Here is a 24,221-nt window from a genome sequence, read left to right as displayed (position 1 = left end):
TCCTTCCTCAGCCGCACGGAGGCTGGTAGGACGCCCACGGTCCGTCGGGCTTGTTGTCGGGCCCGAACTCGACCAGCACCAGGCCGCACAGGCTGTCCGGCGCGAGGTGGTCGTCGGGGCCGTACGACAGCGTCAGGCCCTCCTGACCGAACGTCGCGGGCACACCCGATACTTGCTGCAGCGCATCGCGAACCTTGGTCCGGTCGGTGTGATCTCCCGCGATCTCGAAGGCTCGCTTGAGCATCATCACGGCGTCGTACGCCTGCGCGTCATACGCAGTCAGCTGGTAGTCGGCGCCCTTGACCTTGCGGATCTCGTCGGCCAGGACCGCGGTGCGCGGGTTGTTCGCGCTGAGACTGCCCATGTAGACCATGCCGGTGAGTGCACCCGGGTCGGCCAGCGCCCAGGACTTGGGCTGGTTGCCGATCGAGGCGAGCGAAAAGCGCTGCGCGGCCGGGTAGATCTTCGCGAGTGTGTTGTGCGCGAGGATCTCGAAATGGCCGCCGATGCTGGCGACGAGGATCGCGTCGGGCTTGGTGCCGGTGACCCGGGATGCCTGCGCGGTGAGGTCGGCGGCGTCGACGGGTGCCTTCTCGACCGCGGTGACGGTGACGCACTTCTCGAGCGCGGGCCGCAGCGTCTTGATGATGCCGTCGATCGAGGCGCTCGCGTCGCCGAGGATGCCGAGTGTCTTGTAGCCCATCTTCTCGAACGCACCGCAATACACCTCGGCGTATTGCTTGAGGGAGTTCGGAATCATGAACGAGTAGCCGTTGTCCGGCTTGTTCGCGAATGCGTCGGACAGCACGACAGGCGCGATGGCCGGAATCTCGGACTGCTGCAGCACCGACTTGGCCTGGATCACCGAACCGGAGCCGGTGGCGAGCAGCACTGCACTGGAGCCGTCGTCCACGAGTTTGCGGATGATCGACGGCGTCTTGGTAGGGCTGGACTCGTCGTTCTCGACGGCCAGGCGCACCGGCTTGCCGTTGATGCCGCCGTCTGCATTCACCAGGTCGACGGCCAGGCGCACCGTGCTCCCTGCGATCGTGCTGTACGACGCACCCGGCCCCGTCGAGTCCTCGTCGAGGCCGATCACGATCTCCTCGGGCGACATCTCACCCGCGGATGCGCATCCCGTGACGCCGAGCGTTCCCACTGCGGCTGTCACCGCCAGGGCGGCGAGCCTTCCCAGTCTCACAATCAACTCCCGTCCGAAACCTTCAAGCGCTTGGTCAATCAAGCAAGTGCTTGATTGATTGAGTGAGGCAGAGTATGCCGTAGGTCACAATCGCAAGTCAACGCGCCCCGTCGTCGGTGCGTAATACGCAGGTCGGGACGTTGTCGAATCAAAGAGTGCGCCGGCTCATCGCCCCACATATCCCCTGCAGTCTGCGGGGCAATACCCGGACTCGGGTGCGCCGATCGGGGCACGCGGTGCCGGCGACAACGCCGGGCGTGCCGCCATGAGTTCGCAGACGACCCCGAATACCCGGGGCCCGCGGTAACAGGCCGAGCTCAGTTCCCCTGGAGGAGACGCAGTTCGCGGATCGCGGCCTTGAGGTCACGGACATCGCGTCGCAGGTCCGCGAACTCGGACGCGTCCACGCCGCCCTCCGTCGAGGAGGAGGCGGCGGCGCGTTCCGCAAGCTCCGCCTGCCGCACCGGACCCGGCGACGGCTTGGCCGACACCGATCCCGCGGGCCCCGCGGCCGCGAATCCGTCGAGAAACACCGCAATCAGGTCGTGGCGCAGACGCTCGGCATCTCGCGCGAGCGACGCCCGATTGAAACGCACTGTGGACCAGACCGACTCGCGAAGCATGCGATGGAAGTGCTGGGGGTCGATGTCGCCGCGAAGCTCCCCCGATTCGACGCCCTCCTCGATGGCGGCGGCCCAGTAACCGTGGGCGCGGCGCACCGCCGTAGAAATCGCGCTGTCCTCCGGCTGAGACGACAGCGCGCCTTCGTTCTGGTAGATCTCAGTCGCGAAGGGATGGTCGGCAGCGGCCTCGAACGAAACGGCCACCATGTGATCGAGTCGTTCCCGCGCGGTCTGCCCCGGCACCAGCGTGGACGAATAGCGTTCGTTGAGATCGCCCAGGAACGCGGTCACGATCTCGAATACGATCGCGTCCTTCGAGCCGAAGTAGTGGTAGAGGCTGCCGGAGAGGATCCCGACCTCGTCTGCGATGTCGCGCACCGTGGTCGCGGCAACGCCGCGAGCCCCGAACAGCTTCGCAGCGTGGAACAGAATCTCTTCTCGCCGACCCGAGGTCACCCGTCGCCCCCATCCACCTGTCGCGCGTTCACCTATCTAACGCTTGCTTGACCCGCAAATGATACTACGGATGACGCCCACCCACCCGAGGCCATGACGGCCGGGGTATCAATGAACAATGGCTTCCGATCCGAACGATCCCCATCTCTGGCTCGAGGACGTCACCGGCGAGACCGCCCTGGACTGGGTCCGCGCGCGCAACGACCGCACCGTCGCCGAGTTCGCGGACACCCCCGCCTTCACCGATCTGCGGGACCGCATCCGCGCCGTGTTCGACACCGATGCGCGGATTCCCTACGTCCGCCGCCGCGGCGCGTACCTGTACAACTACTGGCGCGACGCCGACCACGTCCGCGGACTGTGGCGGCGGACGTCCATGGACTCGTACCGCACCGACTCCCCGGACTGGGAGATCCTCGTCGACCTGGACGCCGTCGCCGCCGCCGAGGGCGAGAACTGGGTCTGGTCCGGCGCCCAGGTGCTCCGGACCGAGGACGACGCCGACCAGACCCGAGCCCTGATCAGCATGTCCCGCGGTGGTGCCGACGCCGTCGTGATCCGCGAATTCGACCTGATCCGACGCGACTTCGTCGCCGTCGACGATGGGGGGTTCGTCCTGCCCGAGGCCAAGACGGACATCGACTGGATCGACCTCGACACCGTGTACGTCGGCACCGACACCGGCCTGGACTCGCTCACCGATTCCGGTTACCCGCGCATCGCGGCCCGCTGGCGCCGGGGCACCGACGTTCGCGACGCCGATGTGGTGTTCGAGGGCGAGCACACCGATGTCGCGGTCTCGGCCTGGCACGACCGCACCCCCGGTTTCGAGCGAGATTTCGCCGAACGCGCCATCGACTTCTACTCCACCGAGCGGTACGAGATCACCCGCGACGGCACCCTGATCCGGCTCGACGCCCCCGAGGACGCCCGAGTGTCCGCGCACCGCGAGTGGCTGCTGATTCGCACCCGGTCGCCGTGGACCGTCGACGGCACCACCCATCCGGCCGGCACCCTGCTCGCCGCCCGGTACGCGGACTACGTGGCCGGGTCTCGGGACCTGACCGTGCTGTTCGCGCCCGACCCGCACACCTCGCTCGAGCAGTACGTGTGGACTCGCAACCATCTGCTGCTGGTGACGCTGTCGGACGTGCAGACGCGGATGCGGGTGCTCACCCCCGGGCCGGACGGCTGGACGGACACCCCGCTGGACGACATCGGGGAGTTCGCCTCCACCGACGTGCTGGACGTGGACCCCACCTCGTCCGACGAGTTCTTCCTGAACTCCAGCGGGTACCTCACCCCCGCCACACTGCTGCACGGGTACGTCGGCGAACCGGTCGAGGAACTCAAGCAGGCGCCGTCGTTCTTCGACGCGACGAATCTGTCCGTCGCGCAACACTTCGCGACGTCCGACGACGGCACCGCCATCCCGTACTTCGTGGTCCGCCGCGACGGCACCGGGCCCGGTCCCACCCTGCTGTACGGGTACGGCGGCTTCGAGAACTCGATGCTGCCCGGCTACAGCGGTGCGATGGGCCTGGGGTGGCTCGAACGCGGCGGGACCTACGTGGTCGCGAACATCCGCGGCGGCGGCGAGTACGGTCCCGACTGGCACACCCAGGCCCTGAAAGCGGGGCGGCACAAGGCGTTCGAGGACTTCGCGGCCGTCGCGCGCGATCTCGTCGCGCGCGGCGTCACCACCGCCGCGCAGCTCGGCGCGCAGGGCGGTAGCAACGGCGGCCTGCTGATGGGCGTCATGCTCACCCGCTACCCGGAACTGTTCGGCGCCATCGTCTGCCAGGTCCCACTGCTCGACATGCGGCGGTACCACCTGCTGCTGGCGGGTGCGTCCTGGATGGCGGAGTACGGCGACCCGGACGACCCGGACCAGTGGGAGTTCATCTCGAAGTACTCGCCGTACCAGAACACCGATCCCGACCGCGCCTACCCGCCCGTGCTGATCGCGACCTCCACCCGCGACGACCGGGTGCATCCCGGGCACGCCCGCAAGATGGCGGCACTGCTCGAGGAGCAGGGGCATCGAGCCTGGTACTACGAGAACATCGAGGGCGGCCACGGCGGCGCCGCCGACAACGCGCAGCTGGCGTTCAAGTCGGCGCTGACCTACACGTTCCTCTGGGAGGTGCTCGGCGGCTGACCACCACCCGGCACGCCGAGGGTCGCCACCCGCGAGAGCGCGCGCAGGTCGGACTCGATCCGCCGGAACAGTTGGTACACACCGATGAACGCGGCGATGCCGCCGAGGCACAGCACCCGGACCGTCACGTTCACGGCGCCGCCCCGGTCGGCGCCGACGAAGCTCAGACCCGCGACCCCGATCAGCGGAACCGACGCCGCGACGGCGAGGTAGCGGGTGCCGAGCCTGCGTTGGGCACGGATGTCACGTCCGTCGCCACTGCGGATCTCCCCGTGCGACAACAGGATCGGATAGAGGCACCGGACCGAGTAATAGGTGAGGATGAAGTACGGGTAGGCCACCGCGACCGCTCCGCACACGGCCAGTGAGGCGAGCAGGTGGGTGTAGGCCCGCAGCGGGATGCCGCCCGCCGCGATCTGCAACGCGACCGGGTACGCGACCCCCGCCACCACCCACAGCGCGAAACTGACCACGACGGTGCGGTGCCCGAGGTTCAGCGTCGCCGCTCGCGCGCGACCGAGCACAGCACCGTCGTAGGTCTGCCCCTTCCGCAGGCCCCGCGGCACGGTGAGCGCGAGCCTGCACCACGCGACGATCAGCACGGCCCCGAGCGGGAACGCCAGCGCGGCGATCACCAGGTGCACCTGCTCGAGGTGCTGCTGCGCCTCGGCCGAAAGTGTCGAGATGATCAGTTCCTTGTTGTAGTAGTAGTTGTAGCCCGCCGCCAGCACGTTGGGGATTCCGATCGCCGCCAACAGCACCGGCAGCGCCCACCGCCACAGCCTCGCCCGCACCGTGCCGGGCCGCGGGTCGACCAGGTCACGCGCGTGCGGATCCAGACACAGGGCGAACTGCCGCGCCAGCTTCCGTCCGTCCGACCACCGGTCGTCCGGGTCGGGTTCGAGCGAGCGCAGCAGCACCCGGCGCAGCGCCGCCGGGCAGTCGGCGGGCAACCTCGCCAGCATCTCCTCGTCCACGCCGCGGCGACGCTGCGCGAGCGGCACCTCAAGCGACTCACCGGCCTTGGCGTCGGCGAAGGGCCGCGAACCGGTCAGCAGCTCCCAGAGCATCACGCCCAGCGAGTAGATGTCGCTGCGGGTGTCGATCCGCGCGGCGGCCGCCGACGCGGGTGCGGACGCCGCCGCCAACTGCTCGGGCGACATGTAGGCGACCGACCCTGCGACCGACCCGGCCGCGCCGGGCACGGAGACGACGTCGCTGGAACTGACGTTGAAGTCGGCGAGCTTGGGGACACCCTCGACAGTGAGGAGCACGTTCGCCGGCTTGATGTCGCGGTGCAGCACCCCGTGCTCGCGCGCGTACTCGAGCGCCTCGGCCAACCGCAGCCCTATCCAGGCGACGGTCTCCGGCCAGGACAGCGCGGCGATCTCGGTGCGCACCCCGGATTCCGCCGGCCGCATCTCCCCCTTGCGTGCGAGGGTCCGGTCGATGGAGTCGAGCAGCAGCTGCCCGCCCCACGATTCGGGCGGGGCGTCGCGAACCCGGCGCACCACGTCCAGCAGGGTGCCGCCGGACACGTACTCCATGAACAGCATTCGCAGCTGTCGGTCCTCGAGCACCCGCTGATCGAAGACCCGCACGATGTACGGGTGGTCGAGCTGGGCGAGGGTCTGCGCCTCGGTGCCGACGTTGCGGGAGATCTTCAACGCCACCCAGCGCTGCATCGAACGCTGACGGGCCAGGAATACGCGGGCGAACGCCCCGCGCCCGAGCTCGGTCACGAGGTCGAAGTCGTCGAGCCGGTGCCCCGCGGCGAGGTCGTCGCTGCCCGGCAGGCTCAACTGCTCGGCGCCCGCGGTGCGCGGATCGTGTTCGCGCAGCCAGTCGAACCGGTCGGCCTGATACGGGAACTCCGCCACGTAGTCGTTCGGGTCGACCTCCGCCCCGCTCAGCCTCCGCACCCGGTACTCCTCGTAGACGAGCTCCGGTGGCAGCGGCTCGGCCAGCAGTTCCGGGAACTCGAGGCAGTAGTCGGCGATCCGCTTCGGCCGACCGACCCGGAGCCAGCGGTAGGCGAGGTCGACCATGATCAACTCGACCAACGCCGCCCGCCGGACGGCGTCCGTGTCCGGCAGGTAGTCCCGCAGATCGGATGGGACACCGGAGTCCTCCCAGTCCGCTACCAACCTCCCGACACCGGTGTCGACGACGAACCCGGCGCTCGGCCCCGTGGTCGTGGTGGACGGCGTCCCCGTGTCCTGCCCCAGTTCCGTCCGGACACCCAGCTCCGTCGGTGGACCCAGCTCCGTCGGTGGACCCAGCTCCGTCGGGGGGCCGCCGATCACGGTCTCGTCACTCGCGGGACGTGCTGGGGGGTCCATGACCGTCTCTCACTCGCGGTCGCGCAACCACGTCACGATCCGCTCGACCGTGCTGTCGGGCTTGCGGATCCAACCGTTGTGGCCCAACGGTTCCGACTGGTGCCACGTCGTCAGGTCCGCCTTCGGAAGCTTGCGGACCAGGTTCGCGATGGCCGGTTTCGGCGCCAGGTCGTCGCCCTCGACCGATATCGAGAGCACCGGCAGTGTCAGCCTGCCGATGCGCTCCTCGTAGTCGATGTCCGCGCCCGCGGGCTCGATCGTGCCGGTGCGCGCGAACCTCGACCAGTCGGAGATCAGCACCCGGGACTGCCTGCCGAACCCACCGACGTCCAGGCGGTCACCCGGCCAGAATCCCGCCACGTTCGCGGTCACCGACATCGCCGCCGACCCGAGCAGCAGGCCGGCGCCGCGCACCGGACCGTGCCCGCGGTGGAAGGGCGAGCCCGAGGCCACCAGGATCAGCCCGCCGAGGCGTCCCCGAGCACGCGCGGCGTACATCACCCCGAGCTGGCCGCCCATGCTGTGTCCGAGCAGGTACGGCGTGCTGTCGGGAAACCGCTCCCGCACCACCTCGAAGGTCGCCGGGTAGTCCACCGACACCAACTCCTGGTACCCGTATCCACTGTTCGGGCCGGGCCGGGGCCTGCTGTCGCCCTGACCGCGTAGCTCACCGATCGCCGCATTGAACCCGCCCTCGACCAACGCCTGCGCGACCGGATCGTAGAACCCGCCCGGTACCCCGAGACCGGGAAAGACCACCACCACCGGCGCCCCCTCGCGTCCGGGGAAGAGCCGGACCGGGAGCGTGCTGCCGTCGGGCACCTGAATCGGAATCGTCTCCACGGCTCCATACTCCGCCACCGAACGCCCCAGCCGATAGGGTTCGCTCATGGCGCCTGCTGACCCGCTGCTCCTGCCCGCCGGAACCGTCTTCACCCCCGAGGACCTGATCTTCTACGCCGATCCCGACCGTCGGAGCCTCGACGAGGCGCTCGCGGAGGCCGACCTGCTCGTCAGTTGCCCGCACTCGGGCTCCGCGATCCCGGCCGAACTCGCACAGTTCCTCGCGCCCGAGTTCACCAAGCGGCTGCAGTTCGACTTCACCGACTGCTCGACCAGCCCGATCGTGCGGCGCTGGGCGCAGATCGACCCGCGCATCGTGTACGTGGAGAACCCGCACCCACGGATGGTCCGTGACCCCAACCGGGCCAAGCCCGACGACCTGTACGAGACCCTGCGCGAGGCGTTCGCCCGGGTCCGGGCAGCGGGGCCGTACAACAAGGTGGACCTGACCGGGGTGGAGGCGATCCGACCGGTGACGTTCTCGTTCTACCCACTGCTCGTCGAGCCGGACGACGAGGCCGGATTGCGCCGGCTCGCGGCGGCCTTCGCCGAGGTCGCCGACCGTGGCCTCGAGGTGTACCAGCGCACCCGCACCGAACTGATCGGGCGCATGGTCGACCTCGCCTTCGCCGAGGCGGACCGGTCGGGTGCGGCCGTGGACTTCAACACGCTCTCGTTCCACGACACGATGAATCACACGACCACCCGGGACGGTGCGGTGAACGTCGAGCGCGCCCCCGCGGACCGGCTGCCGGATGTGGTCGCGCTGTCGAACCGGGGCGACCACCAGGGCAACCCGCGCGGGGACAACCCGGTGACCATGGCCCCCGACGCGCTGCGGGCGCTGGCCGCGGCCCACCGCACGGGTTTCGACGTGGGACGCCCCGAAGCGGTTGCGCTGAACCAGCCGTACCTGGGCAGCCAGGAGATCATCGAAGCCGGTGCCCTGTTCCGCGAACTGGCGCCGCGCGCGGCGGTGGCGGGCGTGGCGCTCGGTGCGGTGCAGGCCGAGTTCCGCCGCGAGTTCCTGCTCGGACCCGAGCTGACCCGCGAACTGACTGCGCCCGGGGTGGGGTGGCCCGATCCCGACATCGACCGTGTCGACCTGCTGGCTCGGGCCTGCAAGGCGAGCTGGGACCGGTACCGCACCCGAGCCTGACGCTCCCTCAGCCCAGGATCACGCCCAGCACCGAACCGGCCGCGATGGTCGTCACCGCGAGTACGAGGGTGGGGACGAAGAACGAGTGGTCCACCAGTTTGGTGCCGAGCTTGGTGCTGCCCGACTCGTCGAAGTTCGCCGCAGCGATCTGAGATCCGTTGGTGGGCAACAGATAGACGCCGGCGAACGCGCCGGCCCACATACCGCTGATCAGGCCCGGTGCCAGACCCGCGGTCAGGCCGATCGGCACGATCGTCCGGGTCGCGGTCGACTGACTGGTGGTCAGCACGCAGACCAGGAACACGCCCAGCGCGAAGATCCACGGCGCCGCGTCGACCCAGTCACCGACCGAATTGGTGATCAGTTCCAGGTGCGCACTGATGAAGGTGTCGGTGAGCCAGGCCAGGCCGAAAAGCGCGATGGCCGAGACCATACCGGCCTTGAACACCGACATGGTCGGGATGTCGGCGACCTTCGGCTTGCTCACCATCAGGATCGCGGTGCCGACCACGAACATGATCATCTCGATGATCGGGGTCATCCCCATGGGCGATCCGTCGGACGCGTCCGGGCGAATTCCCTTGAACAGTCCGAATACCACGATCGCGAGGACACCCGCGAGGAAGATCAGGGCTGCGTTGCGTCCCTGCGTCGACGCCTTCAACTCGACCTTGCTCATCCCGCCCGCGGGAGCTGCGAGTTCCCCGGAAGCTATGCGCGCCTGGATCTCCGGATCCTCGTCGATGTCCTTGCCGAGCCGATTGACGACGATCGAGGACAACACGATGCCGATGATGGCAGCGGGCAACGTGATCTTGATGATGTCGATCAGCTCGAAGTTGTAGGGCGCGACGTCGGTGAGGGTGACCATCGCCGCCATCGCCGCCGACACGGGGCTGCAGGCGAGGGCGACACCGGTCGCGACCACCGACAGTGACAGCGGCCGCGACGGTCGAATGCCGTTGCGGTAGGAGGCGTCGTAGATCACCGGCAGCAGCGGGTACAGGATGTTCGAGGTGCCCGCGCCCACCGAGAACAGGAACGAGACGAGCGGTGCGATCAGCGTGATCTGCTTGGGCCGCTTGGCAATCAGGTTCGCCGCGATCGACACCATCCAGTCGATGCCGCCGGCAGCCTGCATCATCGACGACGCCAGTACGACCGACAGGACGATCAGTAGCGCATCCACCGGCGGGCTGCCGACCGGCTCCCGGAAGACGAACACCAGCACCGCGACGCCCGCGCCGCCCCACAGACCGAGTGCCACACCGCTCGACCGGGTACCCATCACGATGGCGCCGAGCACCACGACCAACTCGAGAACGATCTTCACCGCATCCACGTGGGACCACCTTGTCCGACGCCGGGCGACGACCCGCGGGCCGACCCCGGATGGCTCGGATATTACGCACGCCAGGACATTTCGGTGGGACGAGCAGTTTCGTGTGCCGGAGACGACGAACGGCGCCGACCCCGCTGCTCGCGGGATCGGCGCCGTCTACTCGATCAGTCGGTCAGATGCCGAGCGACTCGGCCAGGAACGGCCAGGACTTGTGCAGGTCGTCCTGCCAGTAGCCCCACGAGTGGGTGCCGTTCGGACGGAAGTCGAAGGTCGCCGGGATCTTCAGCTCGTTCAGGCGCTTGAACAGGTTGTTGGTGCACAGCAGGGTGGCACCCTCGATCGCGCCGCCGACAAGCACCTGGTTCGCCAGCGCGCTCGTGCCGCCGGTCTCCGCCAGGTTCTCGTGCGGGCCGGGCAGTCCGTTACCGGAGGAGACGTAGATCTTGGTGCCGCGCAGCTTCTCGGCGTTGACGACCGGGTCGTTCGCGATCCACGCCGGGTCGTTCTTGGGGCCCCACATGTTGTCGAGGTCCCCGCCGCCACGGGAGGCGACGACGAGATCGATGTACGCGCGGCCGGCCGGGGTGCTGGTCTCGGCGCATCCGCTGTACCCTGCGACGCTCTTGTAGAGGCCGGGCGCGGCGATGGCCAGGTTCAGCACGCTGGTGCCGGTCATGGAGATCGCGGCGAGGGAGTTCACGCCGTTGGCATTGAGCGCGGTGTCGATGATGGGCGGCAGTTCCTTGGTCAGGAAGGTCGTCCACTTGTTGCGACCCAGCTTCGGGTCGTCCTTCTGCCAGTCGGTGTAGTAGCTGAACGCACCGCCGACCGGGGTGACCACGTTGACGTTCTTGTCCTGGAAGAACTGCGCGACGTCGGTGCGTCGCTGCCAGGTGGCGCTGTCCTCGCCGCCACCGGCACCGTTGAGCAGGTACAGCGTGGGCGCCTTGGCGTTGGTGTCCGCCGGACGCTGGATCTTGAGCGGAATGGTCTTGCCCATCGAGGCCGAGTACACGTACGCCGTCACCTGGCGGCCGGTGCCGTCGATACGCTCGAGCTTCGAGCCATTCGGCGACGTCGCGGCCGGGTTGGCGTCGTCGGCGTTGGCGAGCCCGCCCGCACCGAGCAGCGGCAGGACCGTCAGCGCAGCGGTTGCAAGCGCGATGCGACCTGCGCGACGACCCGATCCTCGAAACTTGGGCATGTATTCCCACCTTGACTGTCGACTGCGTGCCAGAGAACTGATCAACTGCGTGTACTTCAACTGCATGCGTTTCAACTGCATGTACTTCAACCGTGTGTATACAGCATCCTGGCCCCACCGTTACCTCGTGGGGCCAGGACGTAATTGCTGCGTGGACAGTGTCACCCGCGCAGCAGCGAGCTGTCCCAAGAATCATAAAAGTAGCGAACGGATTCATCCAGCGCTTCATCCGTCCGGACGACATCCGCGCGAATCGCGGATCGCGTCCGAAACCGGGATGGCCCGGCTCCGCACGTGCGGAGCCGGGCCTTCCGGTCGAACTGGTGAAGCGGGGTAGCCGGACTCAGAAGTCCATGCCGCCCATGCCACCGGTCGGGTCGCCCGCGGGAGCGGCGGCCTTCTCCGGCTTGTCGGCGACGACGGCCTCGGTGGTCAGGAACAGAGCCGCGATGGACGCCGCGTTCTGCAGCGCCGAGCGGGTGACCTTGACCGGGTCGTTGATGCCTGCGGCGAGCAGGTCGCCGTACTCGTTGGTCGCGGCGTTGAGGCCGTGGCCGGCGGGCAGGTTGCGCACCTTCTCCGCGACGACGCCGGGCTCGAGGCCGGCGTTGAACGCGATCTGCTTGAGCGGCGCCTCGAGCGCGACGCGAACGATGTTCGCGCCGGTCGCCTCGTCACCCTCGAGCTTGAGGTCGTCGAGCGCGGGGGCGGACTGCAGCAGGGCGACGCCGCCGCCGGCGACGATGCCCTCCTCGACCGCGGCCTTGGCGTTGCGCACGGCATCTTCGATGCGGTGCTTGCGCTCCTTGAGCTCGACCTCGGTCGCAGCGCCCGCCTTGATGACGGCGACGCCACCGGCCAGCTTGGCCAGGCGCTCCTGCAGCTTCTCGCGGTCGTAGTCCGAATCCGACGCCTCGATCTCGGCGCGGATCTGGTTGACGCGACCGGCGATGGCCTCGGCGTCGCCGGCACCCTCGACGATGGTGGTCTCGTCCTTGGTCACGACGACCTTGCGGGCGCGGCCGAGGAGTTCGAGGCCCGCGGTCTCCAGGGAGAGGCCGACCTCTTCGCTGATGACCTCGCCGCCGGTGAGGATGGCGATGTCGGCGAGCTGCGCCTTGCGGCGGTCACCGAAGCCGGGGGCCTTGATGGCAACCGACTTGAAGGTGCCACGGATCTTGTTGACGACCAGGGTGGACAGGGCCTCGCCCTCGACGTCCTCCGCGATGATCGCCAGCGGCTTGCCGGACTGGATGACCTTCTCCAGCAGCGGCAGCAGGTCCTTGACGGTGGAGATCTTGGAGCTCACGAGCAGCACGTAGGCGTCCTCGAGCACCGCTTCCTGACGCTCGGCGTCGGTCGCGAAGTACAGCGAGATGTAGCCCTTGTCGAAGCGCATGCCCTCGGTGAGCTCGAGCTGCAGGCCGAAGGAGTTGGACTCCTCGACGGTGATGACGCCTTCCTTGCCGACCTTGTCCATGGCCTCGGCGATGAGCTCACCGATGGACGAGTCGCCAGCCGAGATACCGGCGGTGGCAGCGATCTGCTCCTTGGTCTCGACCTCCTTGGCGGTGTCGAGCAGCTTGGCGGTGACTGCCTCGACGGCCTTCTCGATGCCGCGCTTGAGGCCGAGGGGGTTGGCGCCTGCGGCGACGTTGCGGAGACCCTCACGCACGAGAGCCTGGGCGAGCACGGTGGCGGTGGTGGTTCCGTCGCCGGCGACGTCGTCCGTCTTCTTGGCGACCTCCTTGACCAGCTCGGCGCCGATCTTCTCGTAGGGGTCCTCCAGCTCGATCTCCTTGGCGATGGACACGCCATCGTTGGTGATCGTGGGGGCGCCCCACTTCTTCTCGAGCACGACGTTGCGACCCTTGGGTCCCAGCGTCACCTTGACGGCGTCAGCGAGGCTGTTCAGGCCACGCTCGAGGCCGCGACGGGCCTCTTCGTCGAACGCGATGATCTTGGCCATTGCGAAGTGATCCTCCGGATTGGGGGCGACACGCAGGGCGACCGCTCGTCGGGCCGCCCTTTTCACGCGGAGCAACCACTTTCGTAGTTCGCCCCATGTGCGCTGTGGCCGAGCTCGGTGCCCGCGACGGACGACCAGGGGTGTCGATGGATCCCAGTCTCACCGTCCCGACCTGGCACTCACCTATTGCGAGTGCCAAGTGCCTTTTTAGCACTCAGGTGTGACGAGTGCAAGGTCGCGGGCACCGAGCGTGTGCACCTCGACTACCGCATCGCGCAGACCGCGCCGGTGTTCAGGTTGATCGCGAACGAGAGCGGGCCGACGCAGTTCACGCCCGCCGACTCCGCGGTCGCGCCCGAACCCCAGCCCGCGATCGCGAAGGTGGTGTTGCCGTTGTCGGTGCGGGCGTGCGCGATGCCGCCGCCGATCGCGTAGGCGTGCGCCTGACCGGCTGCCTTCGCCCCGCTCAGCGCGACACCGAACCCGGTCGCGAAGGTGTTGGCCGTACCGCCGTCCGCAACGCTGACCGCGGTGCCGCTGTCCATGGCCCCCGCGTTGGCGACGCCGCCGGCGCCGGTCGCGGTCGCGCCGCAGGACGCGTCACCGATGACGTGGATGTCGTTGGCGGCCGGGGGCGAGACGCAGTCGACCCGCGCGGCCGAGGCGACGCCGGTGCCCGCTACCGCGAGGCCGCCGATCGCCGCCACACCGAGCGCAATACTCGCGCCCGCGCGGGCGATCCGGGTACGAGAAATGGACAGGACGCGGGTGCGGGGCTGGATCGACACAGAACTCCTCGAGTAAGGAACGAACGGAAATACCGACGCGACGCTACCCAAGAGTCGGGACCCCGCGGGGGGATCGGCAGATCTCGATTCGGCACCGGTTTGTCCCGGCCGTCACTCGATCAATTCGCCGAGCAGTTCGGGGAGGTCGGCCACCGAGTCGACGACGTGGTCGGGGTCCTCGTCCACCTCGTCGAGAACCCCCTGACGGAACTTGCCGGTCCGCACCAGCACGCCCACGAAGCCGGTGTGTTGAGCGGCGAGCACGTCCCCACGAAGGTCGTCACCGATCATCACCGCCCGGCCGGGTGCCGTGCCCATCAACTCGGCGGCCGCGACGAACCCTGTCGGCGACGGTTTGCCGATCACCACGATGTGGCCGTTGCCCGCCGCCTCCAGGCCCGGCAGGTAGGCACCGGTGTCGATACTGGTGCCGCCCGAGGTCGCCCAGGTCAGTCCGCCCTGCATGGCGACGACCGGCACCCCGTCCAGCATCAGCTCGACGACCCGGCTCAGGGTGGCGTGGTCGAACTCGGGTCCGGCGCCGCCGAGCACCACCACGTCCGGTCGCCGGTCGTCGAACACGATCCCGTCCATGTCCTCGGCAATGTCGCCGTGGTTGATCAGCAGGCACCGCGCGCCAGGATGCGTCGACCGGAGGTACTCCGCGGTCAGCGCCGTGGCCGTGACGACCTCGGTGGCGTCGACGTCCATCCCGCAGTCGCGTAGCGCCGCGGCGATGTCGCGGCGGGTACGCGAGGTGGTGTTGGTGAGGAAGGCCCGGCCGACGCCGAGGTCGCGCACCGCCTCGAGGGTTCGTGCGGCACCCTCGATCGGTTGCCACGAGGTGACCAGCACCCCGTCGATGTCGAACAGCACGCCGTCGATCCGCGCCATCATCCAAGGATAGGGCGGCGACCGTAATCCGCTTGCCCTGCCGGGTGATACTCGTAGCGTGCCGACCTCGGATCCCGCGCCGTTCACCCCCGTCCCCGACCCCCGCCCCACGGATGCCCCGTGGCCGGAGATGGTCTGGCCGATTCCCGACGGCACCGCCCTGTCCGGCACCTCCGTGCGCCTGACCACGCTCGACCCGGCGGCCGACGCGCGTGAACTGTTCCACGCCCTCGACCACGACCGGGTGTGGGCGCATGTGCCGTGGCGTCCGACCGACCCCGAGTCGTTCGAGCAGTTCCTCCGCGTGCGCGGCGCCGAGCCCGCCTGGCACCTGTGGACCGTCCGGACCGCCCGGCCCGTCGGCGACCTGCCCGCGGGCGCGGTGGTCGGGATCACGTCGTACCTCGACGTCGTCCCGCGCGACGCCCGGCTCGAGATCGGCATGACGCTCTACAACCCCGGCGTGTGGAGCACCGCCGTCAACCCGGAGGCCAAGCTGCTCCTGCTCCAGTACGCGTTCGAGGCTCTGTCGGTCGGTCGGGTGCAGCTCAAGACCGACGTCCGCAACACCCGCTCCCAGCAGGCCATCTCCCGACTCGGCGCACAGTACGAGGGAACACTGCGGCGCAGCTTCCGCCGCGAGGACGGCACGGTGCGCGACAGCGTGCTGTTCTCGATCACCGTCGACGACTGGCCGGCCGTGCGCGACCGCCTGACTGACCGGCTCGGGGTCAGCGCGGGGCCCGGCCCCGCGCAGCGAGCGAATTGAGCACGGCCGCAGCCTCTTCGGCCCCGTCGACGGTCACGGTGAACCGGGATCCGCCGCCCCGGGTGACGCGCAAAAAAGCCCGGGTCGACGGATCCGGCCCGGGCTCCCTACTGCGGGAGGAACGGTGCGGCGCTCAGTGCGCGAAGTGCCCGTGGAAGAGGTCGTCGATCTCGCGCGGCGTCAGCAGTCGTTCGAGTTGCTCGCCCGACCAACTCTCCGGCCGACCCTTCAGTCGCGCGGAGGGCAGGAGGGGAAGGGACTGGTGGCGGGGGTGACGCAGAACGTCTGACATCTTCACGACTGGCTCCGGTGCAACTACTGATCGATGCTGGTGTGGATACCCTGTTCATCGCCAGTCCCGCTCTCCGCATTACACCGGCAGGCGATCGCCCTTGACGCGCGCGCGCGATCCGGCAAGATATGCGTGACGCTTGGTATCACACACAGACGAACCGGAGACGAACCAGTGACGAACACCCTCGAAGCGAGCATCGAGATCGACGCCACCCCCGCGGCGGTGTGGACGGTGGTCTCCGACCTCCAGCGGATGGGCCGGTGGAGCCCGCAGTGCAAGAAGATGGTGATCTTCGGCGGCGACGTCAAGCAGGGCACCCGCACCTTCAACATCAACAAGAAGGGCCTGCTGGTGTGGCCCACCAACGCCAAGGTGATCCGGTTCGAGCCGAACACCGCCATCGCGTGGCGCGTCCTCGACAACCACACCATCTGGACGTACGAACTGGTCGCCACCGCGACCGGCACGAAGGTCACCGAACGGCGCGAGGCCCCGACCGGCACCACCAAGATCTCGTCGTTCCTCGTCGACAAGTTCATGGGCGGCACCGCGGACTTCGAGGTGGACATGATCCGGGGCATGAACACCACCCTCGCCCGGATCAAGTCCGAGGTGGAGTCCGCGACCGCCACCTCCCGCTGACCCTGCCCGTCAGCGCTCAGCGCCTTCTCGACAGGAGAGCCGCGACCTCGTGCTGGTCGCGGCTCTCCGCATTCTCCCCGACCGTCAGGGTGCGCACCGAATCCACGTGCGCGTGCTCGCTCTCCGGGATCAGTGCGGTGCCCCGAACATGTTGGTGGCGAACACATCCGACGTGGCCGGCGCGGATGCGGTCACCGAGGTCGGGGACGACTCGCTCGCGCCGCCCGCCGCACCCGGCCCACCGCACGCGGCGCACCCCGCGACCACGGCAACGAGGAGCGCGCCCGGCAGCGCGGACCTCACTGGAGCGAACCCGCGATGGCGTCGAGACCCGCTGCGGCGCAAGCCTGGTCGGCACGACCGTCCGGGGCGCCACCGACGCCGATGCCAGCGATGGAGGCGTTGGCGGACTTCACCGAGACCCCGCCGGCCAGGAACAACGTACCCGGCAGGTCGGCGACTGTGGCGCCGTCACCCTTGGTTCGGTCGGTCAGGTCACTGGTGTTCGCACCGAAAGCCGCTGCGGTGTAACCCTTCTGGCGAGACGCCTCGACCGTGTGCTGGGCCGCGTTGTCGCCGCGGAGCATCGCCTGCACGTTGCCCGCCCGGTCGACCACCGAGACGGTGACGAAGCCGAGGCCGTCGGCCTGGCACTTCGCAAGGGCCGCCTGCGCGGCCTTGCCGGCGGTGGCGACCGTCAGCCGGTTCGACGCGACCGTCCCCTTCGCCGCCTGGTCGGCGGGAGCCTGCGCGGAGACCACGGCGGTGCTGACGGCGGAGGCCGACGCGGCGCTGTCGCCTGCGTCGCCGCACGCGGCGGTCGCCAGGACCGCGGCGAGGGGGACGGCCAGGGCGAGGACGCGGGGCAGGCGGCGGGAGGTGTTCATCGTGGAGACCTTTCGGCAGGGACTGACGTTGACTGCGATCCAGCCTGGCGCCCGCACCCACCCACACGCATCGGGCGGACGACTGCCCTCCCCTCCCCCGTCCGGGGTCGCCGAGATCATCCGAACGGCCGATCCCCCCGGATCGCCCTCTCCGTAAGATCGGGCCGATGGCCAGCCCCGACATCGACCGCGCCGCGCCGGCGCCCGGCCCGATCGACGTCGCGATCCACGTCTCGTTCTACGTGCTGCTGGCGACCTCGACGGCCCGGTACCTGACCTATCACGGCGTCAGCGGCCGGTTCGTGGTGGTCGCGGCCCTGATCGTCGCGCTGGCCGCCCTCTACGCGGTGACCGCGACGCTCTCCCGCCGCGCGGGTGCGTGGCAGCCCTGGGTATGGCCGGTGCTGACCACCTGGGCGGTGCTGGTCTGGCTGGCACCGAGCTTCGCGTGGTGCGCGTTCCCGATGTTCTTCCTCTGCACGCGCGCGTTCGCCAGCGGGACGGCGTACCTGGTCGTCGCGGTGCTCGCCGTCCTCACCAGCGTCGCCTTCTTCAACTTCAGCGGCCGTACCGAGTGGGCTGTGCTCATCGGCCCGATCTGCACGGGCGCCCTCGTCGTCATCGCCTACGGCCAGATCGAACGCGACGGCCGAGAGCGGGTGCGACTGGTCGAGCAGGTCGCGGAGGCTCGGTCCCGGCTCGCCGAGACCGAGCGGGCCGCGGGCGTGCTGTCCGAACGCGAGCGCCTGGCCCGCGAGATCCACGACACCGTCACCCAGGGACTGACCAGCGCGTTGCTGCACCTCGAGGCCGCCGACGCAGCCTGGGACCTGCCGTCCTCGCCGGCGCGGGCAGAGATCCGGATCGCCACCGCGTCGCTGCGTGAGAACCTCGCCGAGACCCGGAACCTGGTGCACTACCTGTCCTCACCGAACCTCGACACCCAGTCGCTGGACGCCGCACTCCTCGACGCGGCCCGCGGCTACGTCCCGACCGCGCAGGTCCGGGTGGTCGGCACCCCCCGGCCGGTCTCCGCCGAGGTCGGGCACGCGCTGCTGCGGATCACCCAGAGCGCGGTCTCGAACGTGGTGCGGCACGCCGCGGCTCAGACTGTGGGGGTGACCCTGACCTACCTGCCCTCGGCGGTGGCGCTGGACGTCTTCGACGATGGCGTCGGCTTCGATCCGAACGTGGTCGGAAACCCCACGACGGAAGGCGGTTTCGGACTCCGGGCGATGCGCCAGCGGACCGTGGCGCTGGGCGGGCAGCTGACCGTGGAGAGCGCTCCCGGCGAGGGCACCGTCGTCGCCGCGCAGGTCCCCTACGACCGGGGCGCCGAATGAGCGCGATCGCCGTCGTCCTCGTCGACGACCACCTGGTGGTCCGGGCCGGCCTGCGCGCGCTGCTCGCCTCCCAGCCCGACCTCGAGGTGGTCGGCGAGGCCGGCACCGGTGAGGAGGCGGTCGCGTTGGTCGGCTCGCTCACCCCGCAGCTGGTGATGATGGACCTCGCGCTCGGCGACGGCATCGACGGCATCGAGGCGATCCGGCGGATCCGCGCCGCCCGCCCCGACCTGCCGGTACTCGTCTTCACCACCTACGACACCGACGCCGACGTGGTCCGCGCCGTCGACGCCGGGGCGATCGGCTACCTGCTCAAGGACTCTGCCCCGCAGGAGATCTTCGCGGCCGTACGGGGCGCGGTCGCCGGCCGCAGCGTGCTGTCCCCGCCGGTCGCGTCGCGGCTGATGCAGCAGATGCGTCGGCCCGCGGAGACGCTGACGGCCCGCGAGGCCGAACTGCTCACCCTGCTCGCCGAGGGCCTGACCAACAGGGAACTCGGCAAACGGCTGTTCATCAGCGAGGCGACCGTCAAGACGCACCTGGCACACATCTACGCCAAACTCGGCGTCGACACCCGGGCCGCCGCGGTGTCGGTGGCACTGCGGCGCGACGGGATCCGCTGACTGTCGGTGGGTGGCGCTAGCGTCCCTCCCCACCGACGGAAGGGCGATCCGATGAGCGCGACAGACCAGGTCATGGCCGATGTGGCGGCGGCACAGGAACTGGCGAACGGCGGCGACCGGGCCGGTGCCCGCACCGCGTTCGCGGAGCTGTGGGAGCGGGTCGGGCCCGACGGCGATCCGCTGCACCGCGTCACCCTCGCCCACTACATGGCCGACGTCCAGGACGATCCGGCAGAGGAACTGGCCTGGGACCTGCGTGCCCTGGATGCGGCGGACTCCCTGACCGACGAGCGGGCCCAGGCCCACCACTCCTCGCTGCAGGTCCGGGGCTTCTACCCGTCGCTGCACCTGAACCTCGCAGCCGACTACGTCAAGGTCGGTGACGAGGACGCGGCCCGCGCCCACCTCGACGCCGCCGAATCCGTGAGCTCCGCGCTGGCCGACGACGGCTACGGTGCCACCATTCGAGGGGGCATCTCCCGGCTCCGGGAACAGCTCGGTTAGCAGGTCGGCGGTGGTGCCGGGCGTCGGGGGTCCCGCTCGGGGGCCCACCTCGGCTAGCCTGTGAGTGCCCGCACACGGCCCATGCCGAGCCCGGGTACCTGCCGTCACCGACAGTAAGAGGAGCTCGTGGCCCGCCGCCCCACCCCGCTTGGCACCCCGCAACCGACCGGCCTCGCGCACATCGCCGACCTGGTCCGGACCACGATCCCGCCGCTTCATCCGGCCGGGCTGCCGTTCGTCCTGCCCCCCCTCGCTGCCGCCGTGCTCGGCCGCAAGCATCCGTGGATCCGGCGCACCGGCCTCGCCGCGGCGGGCGCCAGTGCGGCGTTCTTCCGGCACCCGCACCGGGTCCCGCCGAACCGCCCGAACGTGGTGGTCTCCCCCGCCGACGGCGAGGTCGCACTGGTCGACAACGCGGTCCCGCCCGCCGAGCTGAACATGGGCGACGCCCCGGTCCCGCGGGTGAGCATCTTCCTGTCCGTGCTCGACGTGCATGTGCAGCGCTCGCCCGTCGCCGGCGAGGTCCTGCAGGTCGTGCACAAGTCCGGCAAGTTCCTCTCCGCCGACCTCGCCGAGGCCAGCGACGCGAACGAGCGCAACTCCATGCTGCTGCGCACCGTCGACGGTCACGAGATCGCGGTCGTGCAGATCGCCGGGCTGCTCGCCCGCCGGATCGTGTGCGACGCCAAGGTCGGCGACATGCTGCCGATCGGCGACACCTACGGACTGATCCGGTTCGGTTCGCGCGTCGACACCTACTTCCCGGCCGGCACCACGCTCATGGTGGAGCGAGGACAGCGCGCCGTCGGCGCCGAGACCGTCCTCGCACAGCTTCCGTGAGCCCCCGCGACGTGGTCCCCAGCACGTCCCGGCGCGTCGCGACCAGCGGGCTGCTCCTGCTGCCGAGCACGATCACGATCCTCGCGCTGTGCGCGGGACTGTCCGCGGTGAAGTTCGCGCTGGAGGGTCAGCTCGGCGTGGCACTGGCAATGATCGGCGCGGCCGCGGTGCTCGACTCGCTGGACGGCCGGATCGCGCGACTGCTCGACGCGACCACCAAGATCGGTGCCGAACTGGACTCGTTGTCCGACGCGATCTCGTTCGGCGTCGCACCGGCGCTGGTGCTGTACGTGACCCTGCTCGACGCGGGGAGCGCAGGCTGGATCATCGCCTTGGTCTTCGCGGTGAGCATCGTGCTGCGGCTGGCCCGCTTCAACACCCTGCTCGACGACGACACGGCCCCCGCCTACACCAGTGAGTTCTTCGTCGGGGTGCCCGCGCCCGCGGGCGCGTTGATCGCGCTGATGCCGATCGCCGCCTACGAACAGTGGGGCGACGGCTGGTGGTCGTCGTTCGTGGTGGTGGGCATCTGGACGGTGCTGTCGGCGGCGCTGATCGTCAGCCGGATCCCGACGCTCGCGATGAAGACGTTCTCGGTGCCCAAGCGGATGGCCGCCCTGCTGCTCGTGGGTGTCGCGCTGGCCGCGGCCGCACTGATCACCTATCCGTACGTGCTGCTGATCGTGCTGGTCTTCGCGTACCTCGCACACATCCCGTTCGCGGTCCGATCCAAGCGCTGGGTGGCCGCGCGGCCCGAGGTGTGGGACGCCAAACCCTCCGAGCGGCGGGCGATTCGGCGCGCACCGGCGGGCGGCCGGCTCTCCTCGGCCCGGCTCGGCCTGCGCAGGCCCCGCTAGCGCTTTCCGGGCGACACGCCACTTCCGACGAGACGGGCACCGGTTCCACGTGGAACCGGTGCCCGTCTCGCGTCAATGCCCATGTGCGCCAGCCCCACTAGGCTGGGCTCCGTGACCTCCCCGGAACTCGCGCTCACCGCCCGGCTCAACACCTCCGCCGCCGACGCCCGCCGTGGGGTGGTGCGCCTGCATCCCGAGGCGCTGGCCGCGCTGGGGCTGCGTGAGTGGGACGGCATCGCGGTGATCGGGGCCCGGCGCACCGCCGCGGTCGTCGCCGTCGCGCCCACGGACACCCCCACCGGGACTGCGCTGTTCGACGACGTCACGCTCTCCAACGCCGGACTCAAAGAGGATGCGCGGGTGGTCGTCTCGCCGGTGACGGTGTACGGCGCCAGGACCGCGACGCTGAGCGGATCCGCCCTCGCCACCGGCTCCATCTCCGAGACCACCCTGCGACAGGCGCTGCTCGGCAAGGTGCTCACCGTCGGCGACACGGTCTCCCTGCTGCCGCGCGACCTCGGCCCGGGTACCAGCACGGCGAGCGCCACCCAGTCCCTCTCACGCACCTTCGGCGTGGCCTGGACCTCCGAACTGCTCACCGTCACCGCCGTCGACCCCGCCGGACCCGTGAGCGTGCAACCCAATTCGGCGGTCGGCTGGGGAACCGCGCCGACCACGGCGACCGTGCCCGCACCGGCCCCCGAGTCCGCCCCGGCACCGGCACCGATGCGACCCGCACCGCTGCCCGTGCAGGACCTGGTCGGGGTCGGCGCCCAGTCCGCCAAGCTCACCGAATGGCTCAAGCTGGCGCTCGACGAGCCGGAACTGTTGCACACCCTCGGGGCCTCGCCGCACCTCGGCGTGCTGATCACCGGGCCCGCCGGGGTAGGCAAGGCGACGCTGGCGCGCGCGGTCCTCGCCGGTCGCACAGTCGCCGAACTGGACGGACCGGGGGTCGGCGCGCTGGACTCTGCCACGCGGCTGCAGCGGGTGTCGGACGCGGTCGCCCGCATGGCGCACGAGCGTGGCGTGCTGCTGATCACGGACGTGGACGCGCTGCTGCCGGCCGAGCCGGAGCCGGTGTCCACCCTGATCCTCGACGAGCTGCGCCGCGCGGTGGAGACACCCGGCGTCGCGTTCGTCGCGACCACCGCGCACCCCGACTCCCTCGACACCCGGGTCCGGGGCCAGGACCTGTGCGACCGCGAGCTGACGATCGCGTTGCCGGACGGTGCGACCCGGCGCGCGATCCTGGAACTGCTGCTGCGCAAGGTCCCGACCGCCGACCTCGACCTCGGCGAAGTGGCCTCGCGGGCACCGGGATTCGTCGCGGCCGACCTCGCGGCCCTGGTTCGGGAGGCCGCGCTGCGGGCGGCCTCGCGGGCCAGCAGCAGTGGCGAGGCGCCGAAGCTCGCGCAGTCCGACCTGACTGGGGCGCTCGAGGTGATCCGGCCGCTGTCGCGGTCGGGCACCGAGGAACTGGCAGTCGGCAGCGTCACCCTCGACGACGTCGGCGACATGGTGGAGACCAAGCAGGCGCTGACCGAGGCGGTGCTGTGGCCGCTGCAGCATCCGGATTCGTTTGCGCGCCTTGGGGTGGACCCGCCGCGCGGGGTGCTGCTGTACGGCCCGCCCGGGTGCGGCAAGACGTACCTCGTCCGGGCGCTCGCCAGTTCCGGGCAGCTGAGCGTGCACGCGGTCAAGGGCGCCGAGCTGATGGACAAGTGGGTCGGCGCGTCGGAGAAGGCGGTGCGCGAACTGTTCCAGCGGGCACGCGATTCGGCGCCGTCGATGATCTTCCTCGACGAGGTGGACGCGCTGGCACCGCGACGCGGGCAGAGCGCGGACTCGGGTGTGAGCGACCGGGTGGTCGCCGCGTTGCTCACCGAACTCGACGGCGTCGAACCACTGCGCGACGTGGTGGTCCTCGGCGCGACCAACCGCCCCGACCTGATCGACCCGGCGCTGCTGCGACCTGGTCGGCTCGAGCGACTGGTGTTCGTGCCGCCGCCGGATGCGCAGGCGCGCCGGGAGATCCTGCGAACCTCGGGGCGGTCGGTGCCGCTGGCCGAAGAGGTGGACCTCGACGCGCTGGCCGAGGAACTGGACGGGTACTCCGCCGCAGACTGCTCGGCGCTGCTGCGGGAGGCGGCGCTGGCCGCGATGCGGCGCAGCGTCGACGCCGCCGACGTCACTGCTGCCGACGTCGCGGCCGCGCGCGAGTCGGTGCGGCCGTCGCTCGACCCCGCGCAGGTCGCGCACCTGCAGGCCTACGCCGACAACCGTTGACGGGAGCGGGTCGCGCCCGCTGGCATCGACGCCTCGCCCGAACTGGGGCCTGCACCCGCTCGACGTGAACCTCGCGCAGCGGGACCTGGTCGACCTCGTCGGCACGCAGAGCGCGGCCTACCTGCGCTGACGCGCACTGTGCGCGCCGTTCACCCCAGCTGGGGTGAACGGCGCGCACGGGCGCCGAAGG

The 24,221-nt window shown here is 70.0% G+C and carries 21 protein-coding genes; 10 read left to right on the top strand and 11 right to left on the bottom strand.

The features are described 5' to 3' along the window. Nucleotides 1–7 precede the first annotated feature (7 nt). Together FK531_RS11785 and FK531_RS11780 are read right to left on the bottom strand one after the other, a co-directional pair. Nucleotides 8–1,201: an ABC transporter substrate-binding protein gene (locus FK531_RS11785; RefSeq protein ID WP_142099415.1), complete on the bottom strand. Its 1,194-nt coding sequence runs from the start codon at nucleotides 1,199–1,201 to the stop codon at nucleotides 8–10. A gap of 317 nt (nucleotides 1,202–1,518) precedes the next feature. After that, nucleotides 1,519–2,280 (bottom strand): TetR/AcrR family transcriptional regulator, encoded by a 762-nt coding sequence (locus tag FK531_RS11780; protein WP_142099413.1) that lies wholly within the window; start codon nucleotides 2,278–2,280, stop codon nucleotides 1,519–1,521. A 118-nt stretch (nucleotides 2,281–2,398) separates the two neighbouring features. Between FK531_RS11780 and FK531_RS11775 the strand changes: the two genes are divergently transcribed. Next, on the top strand, nucleotides 2,399–4,441 hold the full coding sequence (locus FK531_RS11775; protein WP_142099411.1) for a prolyl oligopeptidase family serine peptidase: 2,043 nt from the start codon (nucleotides 2,399–2,401) through the stop codon (nucleotides 4,439–4,441). Here the strand turns inward: FK531_RS11775 and FK531_RS11770 are convergent. Then, nucleotides 4,408–6,783 carry a serine/threonine-protein kinase gene (locus FK531_RS11770; RefSeq protein WP_142099409.1) on the bottom strand — a complete coding sequence of 792 codons (2,376 nt, stop codon included), beginning with the start codon at nucleotides 6,781–6,783 and terminating at the stop codon, nucleotides 4,408–4,410. The two genes, FK531_RS11775 and FK531_RS11770, sit on opposite strands and share 34 nt — an antisense overlap. Before the next feature lie 9 nt (nucleotides 6,784–6,792). Continuing rightward, nucleotides 6,793–7,626: an alpha/beta hydrolase family protein gene (locus FK531_RS11765; RefSeq protein WP_142099609.1), complete on the bottom strand. Its 834-nt coding sequence runs from the start codon at nucleotides 7,624–7,626 to the stop codon at nucleotides 6,793–6,795. A 46-nt stretch (nucleotides 7,627–7,672) separates the two neighbouring features. Here FK531_RS11765 and FK531_RS11760 point away from each other — a divergent pair, with 46 nt between their 5' ends. Continuing rightward, nucleotides 7,673–8,785, top strand: a complete 1,113-nt coding sequence (locus tag FK531_RS11760) for an N-formylglutamate amidohydrolase (RefSeq protein WP_142099407.1) — start codon at nucleotides 7,673–7,675, stop codon at nucleotides 8,783–8,785. 7 nt (nucleotides 8,786–8,792) lie between these two features. Here FK531_RS11760 and FK531_RS11755 read toward each other — a convergent pair whose 3' ends face one another. The 5 genes from FK531_RS11755 to FK531_RS11735 all read right to left on the bottom strand — a co-directional run bounded on the left by FK531_RS11755 (nucleotide 8,793) and on the right by FK531_RS11735 (nucleotide 14,982). Then, on the bottom strand, nucleotides 8,793–10,127 hold the full coding sequence (locus FK531_RS11755) for an anaerobic C4-dicarboxylate transporter (protein ID WP_142099406.1): 1,335 nt from the start codon (nucleotides 10,125–10,127) through the stop codon (nucleotides 8,793–8,795). Nucleotides 10,128–10,299: 172 nt separating this feature from the next. Then, nucleotides 10,300–11,331 carry an alpha/beta hydrolase gene (locus tag FK531_RS11750; protein ID WP_142099404.1) on the bottom strand — a complete coding sequence of 344 codons (1,032 nt, stop codon included), beginning with the start codon at nucleotides 11,329–11,331 and terminating at the stop codon, nucleotides 10,300–10,302. A gap of 343 nt (nucleotides 11,332–11,674) precedes the next feature. Further along, nucleotides 11,675–13,300 carry a chaperonin GroEL gene (gene groL, locus FK531_RS11745; RefSeq protein ID WP_142099402.1) on the bottom strand — a complete coding sequence of 542 codons (1,626 nt, stop codon included), beginning with the start codon at nucleotides 13,298–13,300 and terminating at the stop codon, nucleotides 11,675–11,677. Nucleotides 13,301–13,563: 263 nt separating this feature from the next. Next, nucleotides 13,564–14,088, bottom strand: coding sequence for a DUF6764 family protein (locus tag FK531_RS11740; protein WP_181762917.1), 525 nt, complete (start codon nucleotides 14,086–14,088; stop codon nucleotides 13,564–13,566). A 111-nt stretch (nucleotides 14,089–14,199) separates the two neighbouring features. Then, a complete protein-coding gene (locus tag FK531_RS11735) occupies nucleotides 14,200–14,982 on the bottom strand; it encodes an HAD-IIA family hydrolase (protein WP_142099400.1) in 783 nt (260 codons plus the stop codon). 58 nt (nucleotides 14,983–15,040) lie between these two features. On the opposite strand from FK531_RS11735, the gene FK531_RS11730 reads away from it, so the two are divergent. Continuing rightward, on the top strand, nucleotides 15,041–15,751 hold the full coding sequence (locus tag FK531_RS11730; protein WP_246098105.1) for a GNAT family N-acetyltransferase: 711 nt from the start codon (nucleotides 15,041–15,043) through the stop codon (nucleotides 15,749–15,751). Between the two features lie 133 nt (nucleotides 15,752–15,884). On the opposite strand, the gene FK531_RS22370 is transcribed toward FK531_RS11730, so the two are convergent. Then, complete coding sequence (locus FK531_RS22370) at nucleotides 15,885–16,049, bottom strand: hypothetical protein (RefSeq protein WP_181762931.1); 165 nt, start codon at nucleotides 16,047–16,049, stop codon at nucleotides 15,885–15,887. A 168-nt stretch (nucleotides 16,050–16,217) separates the two neighbouring features. Here FK531_RS22370 and FK531_RS11720 point away from each other — a divergent pair, with 168 nt between their 5' ends. Further along, nucleotides 16,218–16,688 carry an SRPBCC family protein gene (locus FK531_RS11720; RefSeq protein ID WP_142099399.1) on the top strand — a complete coding sequence of 157 codons (471 nt, stop codon included), beginning with the start codon at nucleotides 16,218–16,220 and terminating at the stop codon, nucleotides 16,686–16,688. Nucleotides 16,689–16,987: 299 nt separating this feature from the next. On the opposite strand, the gene FK531_RS11715 is transcribed toward FK531_RS11720, so the two are convergent. Next, a complete protein-coding gene (locus FK531_RS11715) occupies nucleotides 16,988–17,575 on the bottom strand; it encodes a GlcG/HbpS family heme-binding protein (RefSeq protein ID WP_142099397.1) in 588 nt (195 codons plus the stop codon). Nucleotides 17,576–17,742: 167 nt separating this feature from the next. Between FK531_RS11715 and FK531_RS11710 the strand changes: the two genes are divergently transcribed. The 6 genes from FK531_RS11710 (at nucleotide 17,743) to FK531_RS11685 (ending at nucleotide 24,031) form a co-directional block, all read left to right on the top strand. Continuing rightward, nucleotides 17,743–18,918, top strand: coding sequence for a sensor histidine kinase (locus FK531_RS11710; protein WP_142099395.1), 1,176 nt, complete (start codon nucleotides 17,743–17,745; stop codon nucleotides 18,916–18,918). Next, nucleotides 18,915–19,541 carry a response regulator gene (locus FK531_RS11705; RefSeq protein ID WP_142099393.1) on the top strand — a complete coding sequence of 209 codons (627 nt, stop codon included), beginning with the start codon at nucleotides 18,915–18,917 and terminating at the stop codon, nucleotides 19,539–19,541. Before FK531_RS11710 ends, FK531_RS11705 begins: the two co-directional genes overlap by 4 nt. Before the next feature lie 51 nt (nucleotides 19,542–19,592). Continuing rightward, nucleotides 19,593–20,045, top strand: coding sequence for a hypothetical protein (locus FK531_RS11700; protein ID WP_142099391.1), 453 nt, complete (start codon nucleotides 19,593–19,595; stop codon nucleotides 20,043–20,045). A 126-nt stretch (nucleotides 20,046–20,171) separates the two neighbouring features. Next, nucleotides 20,172–20,885: a phosphatidylserine decarboxylase gene (locus FK531_RS11695; RefSeq protein WP_142099388.1), complete on the top strand. Its 714-nt coding sequence runs from the start codon at nucleotides 20,172–20,174 to the stop codon at nucleotides 20,883–20,885. Nucleotides 20,886–20,896: 11 nt separating this feature from the next. Next, a complete protein-coding gene (locus FK531_RS11690) occupies nucleotides 20,897–21,742 on the top strand; it encodes a CDP-alcohol phosphatidyltransferase family protein (RefSeq protein ID WP_435531047.1) in 846 nt (281 codons plus the stop codon). Between the two features lie 111 nt (nucleotides 21,743–21,853). After that, nucleotides 21,854–24,031, top strand: a complete 2,178-nt coding sequence (locus FK531_RS11685) for an AAA family ATPase (protein WP_142099386.1) — start codon at nucleotides 21,854–21,856, stop codon at nucleotides 24,029–24,031. The last annotated feature ends 190 nt before the right edge of the window (nucleotides 24,032–24,221 follow it).

The sequence above is a fragment of the Rhodococcus spelaei genome (assembly GCF_006704125.1).
GTDB classification, from domain to species: domain Bacteria; phylum Actinomycetota; class Actinomycetes; order Mycobacteriales; family Mycobacteriaceae; genus Rhodococcus_G; species Rhodococcus_G spelaei.
The sequence above is the reverse complement of the archived record's forward strand: the minus strand, read 5'-3'. Positions and strand labels throughout refer to the sequence as shown.

What these genes read in the sequence shown, in the direction of transcription:
- FK531_RS11775 (WP_142099411.1), top strand. Translation starts at nt 2,399, where the DNA reads ATGGCTTCCGATCCGAACGATCCCCATCTCTGGCTCGAGGACGTCACC.
- FK531_RS11770 (WP_142099409.1), bottom strand. Translation starts at nt 6,783, where the DNA reads ATGGACCCCCCAGCACGTCCCGCGAGTGACGAGACCGTGATCGGCGGC.
- FK531_RS11760 (WP_142099407.1), top strand. Translation starts at nt 7,673, where the DNA reads ATGGCGCCTGCTGACCCGCTGCTCCTGCCCGCCGGAACCGTCTTCACC.
- FK531_RS11750 (WP_142099404.1), bottom strand. Translation starts at nt 11,331, where the DNA reads ATGCCCAAGTTTCGAGGATCGGGTCGTCGCGCAGGTCGCATCGCGCTT.
- groL (WP_142099402.1), bottom strand. Translation starts at nt 13,300, where the DNA reads ATGGCCAAGATCATCGCGTTCGACGAAGAGGCCCGTCGCGGCCTCGAG.
- FK531_RS11735 (WP_142099400.1), bottom strand. Translation starts at nt 14,982, where the DNA reads ATGGCGCGGATCGACGGCGTGCTGTTCGACATCGACGGGGTGCTGGTC.
- FK531_RS11715 (WP_142099397.1), bottom strand. Translation starts at nt 17,575, where the DNA reads ATGAACACCTCCCGCCGCCTGCCCCGCGTCCTCGCCCTGGCCGTCCCC.
- FK531_RS11710 (WP_142099395.1), top strand. Translation starts at nt 17,743, where the DNA reads ATGGCCAGCCCCGACATCGACCGCGCCGCGCCGGCGCCCGGCCCGATC.
- FK531_RS11705 (WP_142099393.1), top strand. Translation starts at nt 18,915, where the DNA reads ATGAGCGCGATCGCCGTCGTCCTCGTCGACGACCACCTGGTGGTCCGG.
- FK531_RS11700 (WP_142099391.1), top strand. Translation starts at nt 19,593, where the DNA reads ATGAGCGCGACAGACCAGGTCATGGCCGATGTGGCGGCGGCACAGGAA.